The following is a 15,666-nucleotide window of genomic DNA, read 5'->3' as shown; positions in this document are numbered from 1 at the left end:
CGGCCCTGACCGGCGGGGGCGTGGCGATGGGTGGTCGCGAACGGCGCCGGCCCCGGACCGTAGGGGTCCGGGGCCGGTGTACGGCGTTGCCGATCGGCTAGGGCGCGCTCCGCTGGCCCGGCAGGCTGTGCCGCCCTGCCGCGTACAGCTCAGCGCCCGGGCGGCCCGCGTCCGTGGAGAGGGACGAGGCAGCCGCGCCGACCGCGTGAGCGGCCGCTGTGCGACGGGTCTGGAACGGCACGGGCGCCTCCTGCTGGAGCACCGGCGGCGCCGGTGGTGGCGGCCCGTCCGGGTCGCTCTGCTTCTCACCCTGCGGGCGGCGCGCCCGGTACGCGGCGCGGTACGCCGCCGGGGAGGAGCCGAGCTGGCGGCGGAAGTGCCCGCGCAGCGCCACCGGCGAACGGAAGCCGCAACGGCCCGCGACCTCGTCCACCGAGTAGTCGGACGTCTCCAGGAGCCGCTGCGCCTGGAGCACCCGCTGCGTGATCAGCCACTGCAGGGGAGCGCTCCCGGTGAGCGAGCGGAACCGGCGGTCGAACGTACGCCTGCTCATGTACGCGCGTGCCGCCAGCGTCTCCACGTCGAACTGTTCGTGGAGGTGCTCCAGTGCCCAGGCGACGACCTCCGCGAGCGGGTCGGCGCCGATCTCCTCCGGTAAAGACCGATCGAGATAGCGCTCCTGGCCGCCACTGCGCCGGGGCGGGACCACCAGTCGGCGGGCCAGTGCCCCGGCCGCCTCGTTCCCGTGGTCCGTCCGCACTATGTGCAGACAGAGGTCGATCCCCGCCGCGGTGCCCGCCGACGTCAGCACGTCGCCGTCGTCCACGAACAGCTCGCGGGGATCGACATGCACCGACGGATAGCGCTTGGCCAGCGTCGGCGCGTACATCCAGTGTGTGGTCGCCGGACGGCCGTCCAGCAGTCCGGCCGCGGCGAGCACGAAGGCGCCGGTGCACAGCCCGACTATGCGGGCGCCCTCCTCATGTGCCCGGCGCAGCGCGTCGAGCGCCTCCTCCGGTGGCGGTGAGGTGATCGACCGCCAGGCGGGCACGACAACGGTGCCCGCACGGGAGATCGCCTCCAGCCCGTTGGGCGCGGTGAGTTCCAGGCCTCCTGTGGTCCGCAGTGGGCCATCCTCACCGGCGCACACCAGTAGTCGATACCGCGGTACGCCGGCGTCCTGGCGGTCGATGCCGAACACCGACAGCGGTATGGAACTCTCGAAGATGGGGCCGCCGCTGAACAGCAGCACCGCGACGATCTCCTTGCGGCGTCGCCCGGAAAGTTTCCGGGCCGCGGCTTCCGGCGCGGCAGTGGAGTCGTGGCTCATCCTGCTAAGCCCCCCTCGGTGGTCGCGGCTCCTCGGTTGTGTCGCTCCTGCACGTTTCCCCTCGGTCCTGCACGAGTCCCCCGCCGTAAGACGTCAAGATCGAATCTACTGTGTCGTGTGGTGCCGAGGTGGCCAGTTCAGCACTCGGCAGATTGTCGACATGGCAACTTGGCGTGAAGCATTCGATCACGAAGCGTTGCACTCGTGGGCCGCACAGGGAAGTGCGCCTCGTCCCCGTGGCCGGTCCCAGTAGGGTGCGGGCACCCTACTGGACCCTTTCGGTGCAGGTCGAACGGGGGTTGGGGGGTGGTTCGGCCAAGGGGTACGCAGGGTATGGAAGTTGGCTGAAAAGCAGCGGGCGCGTGCGCACAAACCGGTCAGTCAACCGGCGTATTTCCACCGGCGTGACGGCCTCCGTGGCGGTCGCCGTGACAGTCGCCGGTGTCGGCCCTGCCGTGCTGCACATGATGCGGTGTCCGCTCCGCCGCGCGCAGTTGCGCCGCGCCGCGCTCGGAGCGGCGCAGCAGTACCCGGCAGGCGCCCGTCACCGCGGCGAGGCCCAGGGCCGTGCCGGTCGCGCCCGCCAGTGAGGTCCCGTACCCGACGAGGACGACCGGAACCAGGACGCAGCTGAAGGCCGCCCAGCGGACCACGTCCGTGGCCGTGTCCTGTGCGGTGCCTTTTCCGCTGCTGCTGCTGCCTCTGCCTCTGCCGCTGCCGACGGGAGGGTGGGGTGCGGTCGTGTTGCGGCCGGGCACGGTGGGCTCCTCCCTGGGGGGTGGGGTACCTGGGTTCAACGCTTGTTCGAGCGGGCGGTCACGGGGAGCGTTTCGGTTCCCCTGGGGGGCCGGGCTCCGGGCTTCGGGCTGCGTCTCTGGGGGTGGGTGGCGGGTGCGGGTGCGGTGGGGGCGTTCGCGCAGTTCCCCGCGCCCCTCAAGGGCTCCGGGCCGGGGTGCGGGGCGCGGGGGTCGGGGGGCGGGTGCCGGTCCGGTGGGGGCTGGGCGCGCCGTTCCTCGCGCCCCTTGGGGGCTGTCCCCCTTGAGGATTGCGCCGTTCGCCGTGGTCCTTCCTTGGTGGGCCGGCTGGGGGGACGCTGTGTAAAACGGCTGTACGGGGCAGCAACCATTGCGTTACGGGCATCCTCTCGGGCATGCTCCGGGGAACCCTCCCGCGGCGAGAGCGGGATCTGGGCAGAGGAGGCGTCGCGCCGTACCCTTGGGGGTATGGGGTTGGGAAGATGATTCCCGGACACAGCTCCGCAGCTCCTGTCGGCCCACCCAAGAGGATCCGAACGCCGAGACACCCATGGCCGGTCACGAATTCGAACCCGCGGACCGCAAGCGCCCCGTCGCCGATCACACGGCGGCCGAGCCCTTGGCGGCGGAAGAGACACGCCAGTCCTGCGACCCAGCCTTCAAGCACGGTGTCGTCGTGGGCTTCGACGGCTCGACATCCAGCGAGCGCGCCCTCGCGTACGCGATCGGCATGGCCTGCCGCTCCGGATCCGGCCTGATCATCGTGCACGTCGCGAACCGGCTGCCCACCACGGTGTGGGCCGGCTGCGAGCCGCCCGTCTTCGTCGACGTGCCGGACCACCGCACCGAGGTGCTCGGGCTGGAACTGGCCTGTGCGGAGTATCTGGCCGAGGTTCCGTGGATCCTCGTCGAGCGCGGTGGCGACATCTGCCACGAACTCGAAGAGGTGGGGCGGGAGTACGAGGCCGACGCGATCGTGGTGGGGTCGACCCACGGGATCGTCGGGCGCATCTTCGGGTCGGTCGCGGGGCGGCTCGCCAAGCGGGCGCAGCGGCCTGTGGTCGTCATTCCGTAACTCGGTTCCGTACCAGGTGACATGCGTCCCCGGGGCGCGGCAACTCCCTTTCGTGGCGCGGCAAAACTACTCATGCGTAGATGTGTTTGTGTGCTTGTGAAGGGCATATAGGCAGCAGGTTTGCCGTCGTTGTGCGGCGTGCTGCCGGCCGGAGCGTGACGGTTACCGGTGGTGGGCAGCCGGCCGGGGTTTTGGGCGGCCCCGGCGCGTGAACGGACCCCCGCGTGTCTGGTGGCGACGCGTGGGGGTCCGTTCGGTTGTGCCGCTTCTGTGGGCCCCGGTGGGGGATTGTCGCGCAGTTCCCCGCGCCCCTTAAAAGATTGCGCAGTTCCCCGCGCCCCTGACAAGCGAAAGACTGCGCCGTTCCCCGCGCCCCTTCACGGCGAAAGATTGCGCCGTTCCCCGCGCCCCTATGGGGGCGTCCCTTGTGGGTTATTCCACCGTTACCGACTTTGCCAGGTTGCGGGGCTTGTCGATGTCTCTGCCCAGGGCCAGGGCCGTGTGGTAGGCGAGGAGTTGGAGGGGGATGCCCATCAGGATCGGGTCCAGTTCGTCCTCGTTCTTCGGGACGAGGATCGTCTGGTCGGCCTTCTCCTGGATGTCGTGGGCCACGGCGAGGATCTTGCCGCTGCGGGCCTTGATCTCCTCCAGGGCCGCGCGGTTCTTCTCCAGCAGGTCGTCGTTCGGGACGATGGCGACCGTCGGCAGCGCGGGCTCGATCAGTGCGAGCGGGCCGTGCTTCAGCTCCGAGGCGGGGTAGGCCTCGGCGTGGATGTACGAGACCTCCTTCAGCTTCAGCGAGGCCTCGCGGGCCACCGGATAGCCGCGTACGCGACCGATGAAGAGCATCGAGCGGGCCTCGGCGTACTGCTCGGCCAGCTTCTTGATCTCGTCCTCCTGGCCGAGGATCTCCGTGATCTGGCCGGGCAGCTTGCGCAGGCCCTCGATGATCCGCTTGCCGTCGGAGACCGACAGGTCACGGGTGCGGCCCAGGTGCAGGGCGAGCAGCGCGAAGGCGACCGTGGTGTTGGTGAAGCACTTGGTGGAGACGACGCAGACCTCGGGACCGGCGTGCACGTACATGCCGCCGTCGGCCTCGCGGGCGATCGCGGAACCGACCACGTTCACGATGCCGAGGACCCGGGCGCCCTTGCGCTTCAGCTCCTGCACGGCGGCCAGGACGTCGTACGTCTCACCGGACTGGGACACCGCCACGTACAGCGTGTCGGGGTCGACGACCGCGTTGCGGTAGCGGAACTCCGAGGCGGGCTCGGCGTCCGCGGGGATACGGGCCAGTTCCTCTATCATCTGGGCGCCGATCATGCCCGCGTGGTACGAGGTGCCGCAGCCCAGGATCTTCACGCGGCGGATCTTGCGCGCCTCGCGGGCGTCGAGGTTCAGCCCGCCCAGGTGCACGGTCGAGAACCGGTCGTCGATCCGGCCGCGCAGCACCCGGTCCACGGCCTCGGCCTGCTCGTGGATCTCCTTGTGCATGTACGTGTCGTGGCCGCCCATGTCGTACGAGGCGGCCTCCCACTCCACGGTGGTCGGCTCGGCCGTCGTACGGGTGCCCTCGGTGGTGTACGTACGGAAGTCGTCGGCCTTCAGCGTCGCCATCTCGCCGTCGTCGAGGGTGACGATCTGACGGGTGTGGGTGACCAGCGCGGCGATGTCCGAGGCGACGAACATCTCCTTCTCGCCGATGCCCAGGACGACCGGGGAGCCGTTGCGGGCCACCACGATGCGGTCCGCGTGGTCGGCGTGCATCACGGCGATCCCGTACGTGCCCTCGATCAGCCGGAGGGTCTCGCGGACCTTGTCCTCCAGCTTCTCGGCCTGGGAGCGGGCGATGAGGTGCGTGAGGACCTCGGTGTCGGTCTCCGAGAGGAACTCGACGCCCTCCGCCTCCAGCTTCTTGCGCAGTTCGGAGGCGTTGTCGATGATCCCGTTGTGGACGACCGCGACCTTGTTGTCCGCCGACATGTGCGGGTGCGCGTTCTCGTCCGAGGGGGCGCCGTGCGTGGCCCAGCGGGTGTGGGCGATGCCCGTGGTGCCGGCGAAGCGCTTGGGGACGCGGGCCTCCAGGTCACGGACGCGGCCCTTGGCCTTGACCATCTTCAGACCGGCCGTCTTCGGTGACGTCACGACGAGACCGGCCGAGTCGTAGCCCCGGTACTCCAGGCGCTGCAGGCCTTCCAGGAGAAGCGGCGCCACGTCGCGCCTGCCGATGTAACCCACGATTCCGCACATACAGAGAAGTTCCTAGCCGTAGACGATGCGGCGCACCTGCCGGAGCGTGAGCTCGGGCGGTGCGACCGCGCGGTATTCGAGGTCCGCCGTGATCCGTTCGAAGATCGCCGAGTTGACCAGGCCCTGTGCCTGGAGCTCCCGGTGGCGGCGACGGACGTAGTCCTCCGTCGTCTCGTCGAAGTAGGCGAGCACGTCCTGGATCACCCGCAGCGCCTCGCCCCGGCTGAGGGCCGAGGAGCGCGTCAGGTGATCTACAAGGTCGTCGTGCACCCGTTGATCCTGAGGTAAAGCGCGGGCAATCGCAAGAATCCTGCCCGATTTCGGGCAAGAGGCTGTTGAAACTCTTATGGGAGCCTGTTCGGGGCCTGTTCACCCTGTGGTCCGCGGACAGATGGTTGCCGGGAGCACCTTTCAAGCCATGGACATTCCACGTATGGGGATCCCCGAGCAGCTCGCCGAGAAGATGAGCATGGCCGAGCAGCACGAGTATCTGCACTCCAGATTCTCCCGGCGCACGATGATCAGAGGCGGGGCCGTCACCATGGGCGCCGTCGTGGGTGGCGCGTTTCTGCCGGGGGTGAGCGCGCAAGCGGCCGTGCCGGGGGCCGCCCGCGGGGTCGGAACCGCGTCGGCCTCCGCTGCCGAGAGGGTCGACGGGGCTCTCGTCGCGCCCTTCGGCCGGCACCTCGCGTACGGGGCCGACGCGCGGACCGAGATGACCGTCTCCTGGCAGGTTCCGGTCGCCGTGCGCAAGCCGTACATCCGGGTCGGTGCCCATCCGTGGGACCTCTCCCGGAAGATCGAGGCCGAGGTCCGCACCCTCTTCACCCCCGCCGGGGTGGGGGCGAGCGGCGACCACACGCAGTACTACCTGCACGCCGAGCTGAGCCGGCTGCGGCCCGGGCGCACGTATTACTACGGCGTTGGGCACGAGGGCTTCGATCCGGCGGAGCCGCGGTTCGCGGGCACGATCGGGACCTTCACCACCGCGCCCGCGCACGCCGAGCCGTTCACCTTCACCGCCTTCGGTGACCAGGGCGTCAGCTACCACGGGCTCGCCAACGACAGCCTGATCCTGGCGCAGGGTCCGGCGTTCCACCTGCACGCCGGTGACATCGCGTACGCGGATCCGTCCGGCATGGGCAAGAAGGAGGACACCGGGTACGACTCGCGGACCTGGGACCAGTTCCTCGCGCAGACCGAGTCGGTGGCCAAGCAGGTGCCGTGGATGGTGTCGTACGGCAACCACGACATGGAGGCCTGGTACTCCCCGAACGGCTACGGCGGTGAGGAGGCCCGCTGGCGGCTTCCCGGGAACGGGCCCGACAAGAAGAACCTGCCCGGCGTCTACACCTTCGTGCACGGCAACACGGCGGTCATCTCGCTCGACGCCAACGACATCTCCTTCGAGATCCCGGCCAACCTCGGGATCTCCGGCGGTACGCAGACCAAGTGGCTGGAGGCGCAGCTCAAGAAGTACCGGGCCGCGAAGGGGATCGACTTCGTCGTCGTCTTCTTCCACCACTGCGCGTACTGCACGTCCACCGCGCATGCCTCCGAGGGCGGGGTGCGGCAGGAGTGGGTGCCGCTGTTCGAGAAGTACACCGTCGATCTGGTGATCAACGGGCACAACCATGTGTACGAGCGGACCGATGTCCTCAAGGGGAACGCGGTCGCCAAGGAGTTGCCGATCGGGGGGACCGCGTATCCCGAGACGGACGGGGTCGTGTACGTGACCGCGGGGGCGGCGGGGCGGAGTCTGTACGCGTTCAGTGCGGACGAGTCGTACGAGGGGCATGTGAAGGAGAACGACTCGGTGTCGTCGTTCGTGTGCCTCGCGGACGGTGGGCGGGAGAAGGAGACCGTCGCGTGGTCGCGGGTGCGGTATCTGGACTACTCGTTCTTGCGGGTGGATGTCGCTCCGGCTGCGCGGGGGCGGCTTGCGACGCTGAGGGTTACGGGGATCGCCGAGACCGGGGAGGAAGTGGACCGGTTCACTGTGGCGCGGCGCGTGCGGTGACGGTTCGCTCCGCTGGGTGAGGCTGTTTGTTGGCTGCGGGTGGGTGGGGGCCGGCCGCGCAGTTCCCCGCGCCCCTCGGGGCGGGCTGCGCCCTGCCCTCCGGTGTGTGGCGGGTGCGGGCCGGTGGGGGCTTGTCGCGCAGTTCCCCGCGCCCCTGGGGGGGGTGGGGGGCGGGGGTGTGACGTCGTCCGCGACCCCACGATCATCCGCGGCCCCCGCCCCCAAAGCAGGGGCGCAGCCCCGCTTTAAGGGGCGCGGGGAACGGCGCGGCCGACCCCCACCGGCCCGCACCCGGCCCGCGACATGGGCAGGGGCGCAGCCCTGCTTTAAGGGGCGCGGGGAACTGCGCGGTCGGGCCCCGCCGGGGCCGCAGGTGGGTTACATTCCGCGTAGGATCGCTCGTTTGGCCAAGGTGAATTCCTCCTCCGTCAGGACGCCCGCGCTGCGCAGGTCGCCCAGTTCGCGGAGGCGGCGCAGGAGGGCGTCGTGGTCGACCTCCGTCGGGGTGAGTTGCTTCGCGGGAGCGGACACCGGAGCCGCCGGGTGGGGGAGGCGGGCCTGGACCGCCGCCGCGACCAGCGCCATCAGGGGGTCCTTCTTGAAGCCCCACAGTTCGACGGAGTTGGGGTCGTACTTCGGCGGGGCCTTCGTAGGGGCGCCCCGCACGGTGAAGCGGAGATGCCCGTTCTCCAGGCCGACAGAGGGCTGCCACTCCACGGCCTGGATGTCGGCGAGGGCGAGGGCACGGGCACCCGCGGCCGACTTCGCCTCCTCCGTCTTCCAGTTCCACTCCAGCCGGACCTGCTCCCCGTCGAAGCTCGCGGTGCCGTCACCGGCGGAGACCGACAGCGGCACGGCCGGGCCAGGCAGCAGATAGCGGTCGACGGCGGTGGCCGGCACCTCGTCCAGAAGCAGCGCGTTGCGGATCTCGTCCACGAAGTACTCGGCGACGCCGTAGCGGTCCGAGTCGACGGTCAACTGGTAGGGGTCGGAGGCATCCGTGAGTCTGCCCCCGGTCGCGTGCAGCAGCGGGTCCGCGCCGTCCCGCAGCCGCAGCCTGAGCCGGCCGGACTTCTTGCCGTGCTCGAACGAGATCCCCGCCAACGCGCCCAGCGGTACCGCCAGTTCACCCAGGGACTTGCGCAGCACGCCCACGTTCCTGTCGCGGCCCGGCACCAGTCGCAGGGCGTCGCCGTCGAAGGTCCACGTGCCGTCCCGCTGGATGATTTCCGCCATGAGGGGGATTGTTTCACCGGCTCTGCGGGAGAGTGGTCTATACCCATTCGAAGGGAGCGCATGTGAGACAGCACAGAACGCCCCGCCTGCTCGGTACGCTGCTGCTCGTGGCAGCCGCCGGTATCTCCGTGGTCGGCGCGGCACCCTCCGCGCCCGACCGCACAGTCACTCCGCTCGGCCGGGTCGTCCCGGCGCCCGCCTCGGTCGACCCGGGCGGCTCCCCGTACCGGATCACGAGCGGTACGCGCATCCGCGTGGACCGCTCGAAGAAGGTCCATGACGTCGGCTCGTATCTCGCCGGTGTGCTGCGGCCGTCGACCGGCTACCGGCTTCCCGTCACCGACGACCCGGGCGGCGACGGCATCCGGCTCCGGATCAGCCGGAAGGGCACCGCCGGGCTCGGCACCGAGGGCTACCGGCTGACGAGCGGCAAGGGTGCTGTCACGATCACCGCCCGCGCACCCGCCGGGCTGTTCCACGGCGTGCAGACCCTGCGGCAACTCCTGCCCGCCGCCGTCGAGAGGGACTCGAAGCAGCCGGGTCCCTGGGCCGTCGCCGGCGGCACGATCACGGACACCCCCCGCTACGGCTACCGCGGCGCGATGCTGGACGTCTCCCGGCACTTCTTCACCGTGGACCAGGTCAAGCGCTACATCGACCAGCTGGCCCTCTACAAGATCAACACACTGCACCTGCACCTCAGCGACGACCAGGGCTGGCGCATCGCCGTCGACTCCTGGCCGCGGCTCGCCACGTACGGCGGCTCCACGCAGGTCGGTGGCGGCGGGCCCGGCGGGCACTACACGAAGGCCCAGTACACGGACCTCGTGCGGTACGCCGCCTCGCGGCATCTGGAGGTCGTTCCCGAGATCGACATGCCCGGACACACCAACGCGGCGCTCGCCTCGTACGCCGAGCTGAACTGCGACGGTGTCGCCCCGCCGCTCTACACCGGTACCGAGGTCGGCTTCAGTTCGCTGTGCGTCGACAAGCCGGTGACGTACGACTTCGTGGACGACGTCATTCGCGAACTGGCCGCGCTCACACCGGGCAAGTACCTCCACATAGGCGGTGACGAGGCGCACTCCACCAGCCACGAGGACTATGTGGCCTTCATGGAGAAGGTCCAGCCGATCGTCGCCAAGTACGGGAAGTCCGTGATGGGCTGGCACCAGCTGACCGGGGCGGGTCCGGCGAAGGGCGCGCTGGCCCAGTACTGGGGTCTCGACGGCACGAGCGCCGCCGAGAAGGAGCAGGTCGCGGCAGCCGCGCGCGGCGGTACGGGGATCGTCCTCTCGCCCGCCGACCGCGTGTATCTCGACATGAAGTACACCGCCGACACGCCTCTCGGCCAGGCCTGGGCCGGGCTCGTGGAAGTGCGGCGGTCGTACGACTGGGATCCGGGCAACTACCTCCCGGGCGTGCCCGGTTCGGCCGTCCGGGGGGTCGAGGCGCCGCTGTGGACGGAGACCCTGTCGACCTCGAAGCACATCGAGTACATGGCGTTCCCGCGCCTGCCGGGCGTGGCCGAGCTGGGCTGGTCGCCCGCCTCGACGCACGACTGGGACGCCTACAAGGTGCGGCTCGCGGCCCAGGCACCGAGGTGGGACGCGCTGGGCATCGACTACTACCGGTCACCGCAAGTGCCCTGGCCCGCAGGCTAGTGCCGCGGCACTAGGTGACCGGGTACGACGGTGGGCGCCCCCTGGGACCGTACGTGGGGGCGCCCGCCTGCTTGTGGGGGCCGCGGACGGACGTCGTGGCCGTCTACAGCCCGGCTATGGGGTTCTTCAGGGTGCCGACGAGCTGGAGGGCCCCGGCCGGGTCGGAGAGGTCCACCATCTGCTCGTTGTCGCGCAGCTGCAGCCGGTTGAGGCAGGACAGCGCGAACTCGGGCGCGAACATGTCGTACTGCCGGAACTTGTCCGCGAGTTCGGGCGCGGACGCCTGGTAGTCGCGTACGCAGTCGGCGACGGTCCGCCAGAAGTCGTCCTCCTCGATGACGCCCTCGCCCGCGAGGTTCGCCGCCAGGAAGCGGAAGAAGCAGTCGAAGACGTCCGTGAAGATCGACAGGAGTTTCTTGTCCTCGGGGACGTCCACCCGCAGCCGCTCGACCGTCGGCGGGAGCACCGCGTCCGGATCCATGACGGCGATCTCCTCGGCGATGTCCTTGTAGATCGCCCGCTCGACCACCCCGTCCCCGAGGACGAGGATGACGTTCTCGCCGTGCGGCATGAACACCAGGTCGTACGCGTAGAAACTGTGCAGCAGCGGGGTGAGGTACGCCCGGAGGTAGCGGCGCAGCCACTCCACCGGGGTCAGCCCCGAGCGTTCGATCAGCGCGGCGGCGATCGAGGAGCCGTCGTGGTCCACGTGGACGAGCGAGGCCATGGTGGCCAGCGACTCGCCGTCCCCGAGCGAGGAGACCGGGCTCTCGCGCCACAGGGCGGCGAGCATTTTCCGGTACGGGGAGTAGCGGTCGGTGGCGGCCTCGTACTCCAGGTGCCGGTACCCGACGGCCGCGCGCTCGCGGATGATCGACAGACCGGTCGACCTCAGCACCGGGTCGTTGTCGATGAGCTGCGCCAGCCAGTCGTTGATGGCCGGCGTCGCCTCCATGTACGCGGCGGACAGGCCGCGCATGAAGCCCATGTTGATGACCGACAGGGCGGTCTTCACATAGTGCTTCTCGGGCTCGCTCCTGTTGAAGAACGTCCGGATCGACTGCTGGGCCAGGTACTCGTCGTCGCCCTCGCCCAGGCACACCAGGTGCCGCTGGGCGACCTCGGCGGCGAAGGTGACCGTCAGTTTGTTCCACCACTGCCAGGGGTGGACCGGGATGAAGAGGTAGTCGGCCGGGTCGAGGTCCTGGTCGCGGAGCGTGCCGTGGAAGCGGTCCACGGTCTCCTCGCCCAGTTCGGCCCGCAGGAACGACTCGTACTCGATGCCCACGCCCGCCGTGAACGCGGCCCGAGAGCGGTGTGCGGCCAGCCAGACCAGCCGTACGGGGCTCGCGGTCTCGGGCGCGTACGACAGGTACTCGTGGATTCCGAAGCCGAGCCGGCCGTTGTTGGCGACGAAGCAGGGGTGGCCCTCGGTCATCCCCGTCTCGATCTCCTGGAAGCCGCTGTTCGCGAGCTCGCGGGAGGTGAGCCGGGGCTTGGTGAGCTTGTAGCAGGTGCCGGAGAGGGTGGAGGAGATCTCCTCCAGGTAGACCGGCAGCACCTCGTCGCTCAGGCCGAGTGATTTCTTCAGCTCGATGAAGAAGTCCAGGGCGGCGAGGGGGAGTTCGCCGCCGTCGCGGCTGCGGGTGATCGACTCGGCGTCGACCTGCCAGTGGTCGAGGGCGCGACGGGTGGCGGTGAAGCGGTAGCGGGTCAGACCGTCGTCGCTGCGGACGGCGTACTCGCCTTTTTTGCCGCTGAGGCCGGCGTTGCCGTTCTGACCGTCGGCGCCGTCGACCGGCTCGGGGGTGATCAGCCGCTCGTGGGCGAACTCGGCGAGGGCTTTGCGGATGAGGAGGCGATTGGCCCGGGCCCAGCGGTGGGGGGACAGATGCGCCACGGCGTCGGACAGGGTCACAGGGAAACTCCTCGGCTGGCGGGGCTGCGCCGGTTCAGGAACCGTTCACGCGTGCAGAAGGACAGCAGCGCGCGCTTCTCCGGCTTCTCGATCTCGCGCTCCGGGACGAAGCCGACGGCCTCGTTGAGCGCGTGGACCGCCTTGTTGGTGACATCGGGCTCGACGACGACCCGGCGGGTGCGGGGGTCGGCGAACAGCTCGTCCAGCACGGCGGTGATGACGGCCCGGGTGAAGCCGTGCACGGGCCGGTCGGTGGGGGCGACCAGGAAGTGCATACCGACGTCACCGGGCTCGGGCTCGTACAGCCCGACGAGTTCGATGTACCGGGGGTCGTACTTCTCCATCAGGAACGCGGGCCGGCCGTCGTGCAGGCCGAGATACGCGTGGTGGTGCTCGTTGGCCGCGATGGCCATGTACTCGCGCTCCACGTCCTGGAGTTTCGCGTCCTGCATCATCCAGAACGCGGCCTTGGGGTCGGTCACCCAGGAGTGCAGCAGCTCGGCGTCTTCGAGGGGGTCCAGGGGGCGTAGGCTCAGCGCGCCCACGGTGTGGCCGGTCCCGGCGGCGCTCATACGGCGAACTCCTGGAACGCGATGGACTTCTCCACCGGGTAGTACTCGGTGCCGAGCAGCTCCCGGATGATGTACGCGTTGCGGTACGCGCCCATGCCGAGGTCGGGTGAGGTGACCGAGTGGGTGTGGACGCCGGCGTTCTGCAGGAAGATGCCGCGGCCCGTCGTGTCGATGGCGTAGTTGCGCGCCACGTCGTGGTTGCCGTGCTCGTCGTAACGGATGCGGTCGCGCACGGGCCGGAGGAACGCGGGCTCCACGTACTTGTAGCCGGTCGCCAGGATCAGGCCCTCGGACTGCAGCTCGTAGTCCGTCTCCTGCTCCTCCTGGCGCAGCCCCAGGGTGTACGTGCCGTTCTCGTGACTCGCCTGCTTCAGCGCCGAGTTGGTGAGCAGGCGGGTGGGGACCGGGCCGCTGAGGTTCTTCTGGTAGAGCAGGTCGAAGATCGAGTCGATCAGCTCCCCGTCGATGCCCTTGAACAGGCCCTTCTGCTCGGCCTGGAGGCGGTAGCGGGTCCGCTCGGGCAGCGCGTGGAAGTAGTCGATGTACTCCGGGGAGGTCATCTCCAGCGTGAGCTTGGTGTACTCCAGCGGGAAGAACCGCGGGGAGCGCGTGACCCAGTTCAGCCGGTAGCCGTGGACGTCGATCTCGCTCAGCAGGTCGTAGTAGATCTCGGCGGCGGACTGACCGCTGCCGACCAGCGTGATCGACTTCTTGGCCTGCAGCTCCCGCTTGTGCTGCCGGTAGCGGGAGTTGTGGATGAAGTCCCCGCCGAGTTCCGCGCAGGCCTCCGGGATGTACGGGGGAGTGCCGGTGCCGAGGACGAGATGCCGGGCGCGGTACTCGTCACCGGCGGTGGTCCGGACGGCGTACACCTCGTTCTCGTCCTCGTACGTCACCTCCGCGACCGTCGTGCCGAAGCGGACGCGGGAGAGTTTCGAGGCGGCCCAGCGGCAGTAGTCGTCGTACTCGACCCGCAGCGGGTAGAAGTTCTCGCGTATGTAGAACGAGTACAGACGGCCCGAGTCCTTCAGGTAGTTGAGGAAGGAGTACGGGGAGGTCGGGTCGGCCAGGGTGACCAGGTCCGACATGAACGGGGTCTGGAGGTGCGCGCCCTCCAGGAACATCCCGGAGTGCCACTCGAAGTCCGGCTTGGACTCCAGGAAGACACCGTCGAGTTCGTCGATCGGCTCGGTGAGGCAGGCGAGGCCGAGGTTGAAGGGGCCCAGCCCGATGCCGATGAAATCGTGTGTCCGCGAGGGGGATCCGGCGGACTCAGCGGGTTCAGGAAGCGCGGTCAAGGGACTCTCCAAGGTACTGCTCGGCGTGGCCGGCGATCAGGTCGAGTACGGCGGAGATGTCGTCCGTCGTGGTCTCGGGGTTGAGCAGGGTGAACTTCAGGAAGTGACGGCCGCCGACCTTCGTACCCGCGACGACCGCGTCACCGGAGGCGAACAGGGCCTTGCGGGCGTACAGGTTGGCGCGGTCGATCTCGGCGGGGTCGGTGACGGCGGCCGGGATGTAGCGGAAGACGAGGGTGGAGAGGGAGGGGGCGACCACGACGTCGTAGCGCGGGTCGGCGGCCAGCAGCCGCCAGCCCTGCTCCGCCAGGTCGCAGACCTCGTCGAAGAGCTGGCCGATGCCGTCGGCGCCCATCACGCGCAGCGTCATCCACAGTTTGAGGGCGTCGAAACGGCGGGTGGTCTGCAGGGACTTGTCGACCTGGTTGGGGATGCGCTCGTGCACCATGCGCTGCGGGTTGAGGTATTCCGCGTGGTAGGTGGCGTGGCGCAGGGTGGCCGCGTCGCGGACGAGGACGGCGGACGAACTCACCGGCTGGAAGAAGGACTTGTGGTAGTCCACGGTCACGGAGTCGGCGCGCTCGATGCCGTCGATGCGGTGCCGGTTCTTGAGCGAGGCGAGCAGTCCGCAGCCGTACGCGGCGTCCACGTGCAGCCAGGCACCGAACTGCTCGCACAGTTCGGCGATCTCGGGCAGCGGGTCGATGGAGCCGAAGTCGGTGGTGCCGGCGGTGGCGACGACGGCCATGGGGACCAGGCCGTCGCGCCTGCAGCGCTCCAGCTCGTGGGCGAGCGCGACGGTCTGCATGCGCTTGTCGTTGCCGGTGGGGACGGTGACCACGGAGTCCTGGCTCAGACCGAGCAGTTTGGCGGACTTCTTGACGCTGAAGTGACTCGCCTCGGAGGCGAAGATCCGCAGTTTGGCGTACGAGGGCGTCTCCTCCCACCCTGCCTGCTCCGGCTTGGCCTCCTCGCGGGCGAGCAGCAGCGCCTGGAGGTTGGACTGGGAGCCGCCGGAGGTGAACACGCCGTCGGCGGATCGGCCGAACCCGATGCGCTCGTTGGTCCAGTCGATGAGCCTGCGCTCGATCAGGGTGCCGCCGGCCGACTGGTCCCAGGTGTCCAGGGAGGAGTTGACGGCGGAGAGGACCGCCTCGCCGACCACCGCGGGGATGACCACCGGGCAGTTGAGGTGGGCGAGGTAGCGGGGGTGGTGGAAGTAGACGGCGTCCCGGAGGTAGACGTCCTCCAGCTCGTCGAGCACCGCGGTGGTGTCGTGCAGCGGCTTGTCGAGGTCGATCCGGTCGATGCGGGGGGCGAGGGTGTCGACCGTGACACCCGTGAACGGTCGTTCGGTGGTGGCGAGTTTGGCCGCCACCCGCTCTATTCCTTCGGTCACGGAACGGCGGTACCGATCCGCGGTCGTGTCATTGAGCAGGTGCGAGCGCATGGGGGAGTCCTCCGGGGGGCGGGAGAGGGACGGGCGCAGGTAGGAGCCGTGGGGGGCGGCGCTAACTTAGGTTAGCCTAACCTAAGTTCCTGTGCTTG

At 69.5% G+C, this 15,666-nt stretch carries 12 protein-coding genes; 3 read left to right on the top strand and 9 right to left on the bottom strand.

The window, feature by feature from the left end; genetic code table 11:
* Positions 1–97 precede the first annotated feature (97 nt).
* Complete coding sequence (locus tag ACH4DZ_RS07410) at positions 98–1,330, bottom strand: helix-turn-helix domain-containing protein (protein WP_398285979.1); 1,233 nt, start codon at positions 1,328–1,330, stop codon at positions 98–100.
* A 377-nt stretch (positions 1,331–1,707) separates the two neighbouring features.
* Positions 1,708–1,983 carry a hypothetical protein gene (locus ACH4DZ_RS07405; RefSeq protein ID WP_398286230.1) on the bottom strand — a complete coding sequence of 92 codons (276 nt, stop codon included), beginning with the start codon at positions 1,981–1,983 and terminating at the stop codon, positions 1,708–1,710.
* Between the two features lie 652 nt (positions 1,984–2,635).
* On the opposite strand from ACH4DZ_RS07405, the gene ACH4DZ_RS07400 reads away from it, so the two are divergent.
* Positions 2,636–3,160 carry a universal stress protein gene (locus tag ACH4DZ_RS07400; RefSeq protein ID WP_107016076.1) on the top strand — a complete coding sequence of 175 codons (525 nt, stop codon included), beginning with the start codon at positions 2,636–2,638 and terminating at the stop codon, positions 3,158–3,160.
* Between the two features lie 432 nt (positions 3,161–3,592).
* Here the strand turns inward: ACH4DZ_RS07400 and glmS are convergent, their stop codons facing one another.
* Positions 3,593–5,410, bottom strand: a complete 1,818-nt coding sequence (gene glmS, locus ACH4DZ_RS07395; RefSeq protein ID WP_398285978.1) for a glutamine--fructose-6-phosphate transaminase (isomerizing) — start codon at positions 5,408–5,410, stop codon at positions 3,593–3,595.
* A gap of 12 nt (positions 5,411–5,422) precedes the next feature.
* Positions 5,423–5,680, bottom strand: a complete 258-nt coding sequence (locus ACH4DZ_RS07390; RefSeq protein ID WP_398285977.1) for a hypothetical protein — start codon at positions 5,678–5,680, stop codon at positions 5,423–5,425.
* 163 nt (positions 5,681–5,843) lie between these two features.
* Between ACH4DZ_RS07390 and ACH4DZ_RS07385 the strand changes: the two genes are divergently transcribed.
* Entirely contained in the window at positions 5,844–7,430 is a 1,587-nt protein-coding gene (locus ACH4DZ_RS07385; RefSeq protein WP_398286229.1) for a fibronectin type III domain-containing protein, read from the top strand.
* A gap of 378 nt (positions 7,431–7,808) precedes the next feature.
* Here ACH4DZ_RS07385 and ACH4DZ_RS07380 read toward each other — a convergent pair whose 3' ends face one another.
* Positions 7,809–8,666, bottom strand: coding sequence for a DUF4429 domain-containing protein (locus ACH4DZ_RS07380; RefSeq protein WP_398285976.1), 858 nt, complete (start codon positions 8,664–8,666; stop codon positions 7,809–7,811).
* Between the two features lie 62 nt (positions 8,667–8,728).
* Here ACH4DZ_RS07380 and ACH4DZ_RS07375 point away from each other — a divergent pair, with 62 nt between their 5' ends.
* A complete protein-coding gene (locus tag ACH4DZ_RS07375; RefSeq protein ID WP_398285975.1) occupies positions 8,729–10,330 on the top strand; it encodes a beta-N-acetylhexosaminidase in 1,602 nt (533 codons plus the stop codon).
* A gap of 103 nt (positions 10,331–10,433) precedes the next feature.
* Here the strand turns inward: ACH4DZ_RS07375 and ACH4DZ_RS07370 are convergent, their stop codons facing one another.
* From ACH4DZ_RS07370 to desA, 4 genes are read right to left on the bottom strand one after another with little or no spacing between them, the layout of a single operon-like run.
* Complete coding sequence (locus ACH4DZ_RS07370) at positions 10,434–12,248, bottom strand: IucA/IucC family protein (RefSeq protein WP_398285974.1); 1,815 nt, start codon at positions 12,246–12,248, stop codon at positions 10,434–10,436.
* On the bottom strand, positions 12,245–12,820 hold the full coding sequence (locus ACH4DZ_RS07365; protein ID WP_398285973.1) for a GNAT family N-acetyltransferase: 576 nt from the start codon (positions 12,818–12,820) through the stop codon (positions 12,245–12,247). Before ACH4DZ_RS07365 ends, ACH4DZ_RS07370 begins: the two co-directional genes overlap by 4 nt.
* Positions 12,817–14,118, bottom strand: a complete 1,302-nt coding sequence (locus ACH4DZ_RS07360) for a lysine N(6)-hydroxylase/L-ornithine N(5)-oxygenase family protein (RefSeq protein WP_398285972.1) — start codon at positions 14,116–14,118, stop codon at positions 12,817–12,819. The genes ACH4DZ_RS07365 and ACH4DZ_RS07360 overlap by 4 nt, the downstream gene beginning before the upstream one ends.
* Complete coding sequence (gene desA, locus ACH4DZ_RS07355; RefSeq protein ID WP_398285971.1) at positions 14,102–15,568, bottom strand: lysine decarboxylase DesA; 1,467 nt, start codon at positions 15,566–15,568, stop codon at positions 14,102–14,104. The genes ACH4DZ_RS07360 and desA overlap by 17 nt, the downstream gene beginning before the upstream one ends.
* Between the last annotated feature and the right edge of the window lie 98 nt (positions 15,569–15,666).

Source organism: Streptomyces sp. NPDC017991, assembly GCF_044328075.1.
Classification (GTDB): domain Bacteria; phylum Actinomycetota; class Actinomycetes; order Streptomycetales; family Streptomycetaceae; genus Streptomyces.
The sequence above is the reverse complement of the archived record's forward strand: the minus strand, read 5'-3'. Positions and strand labels throughout refer to the sequence as shown.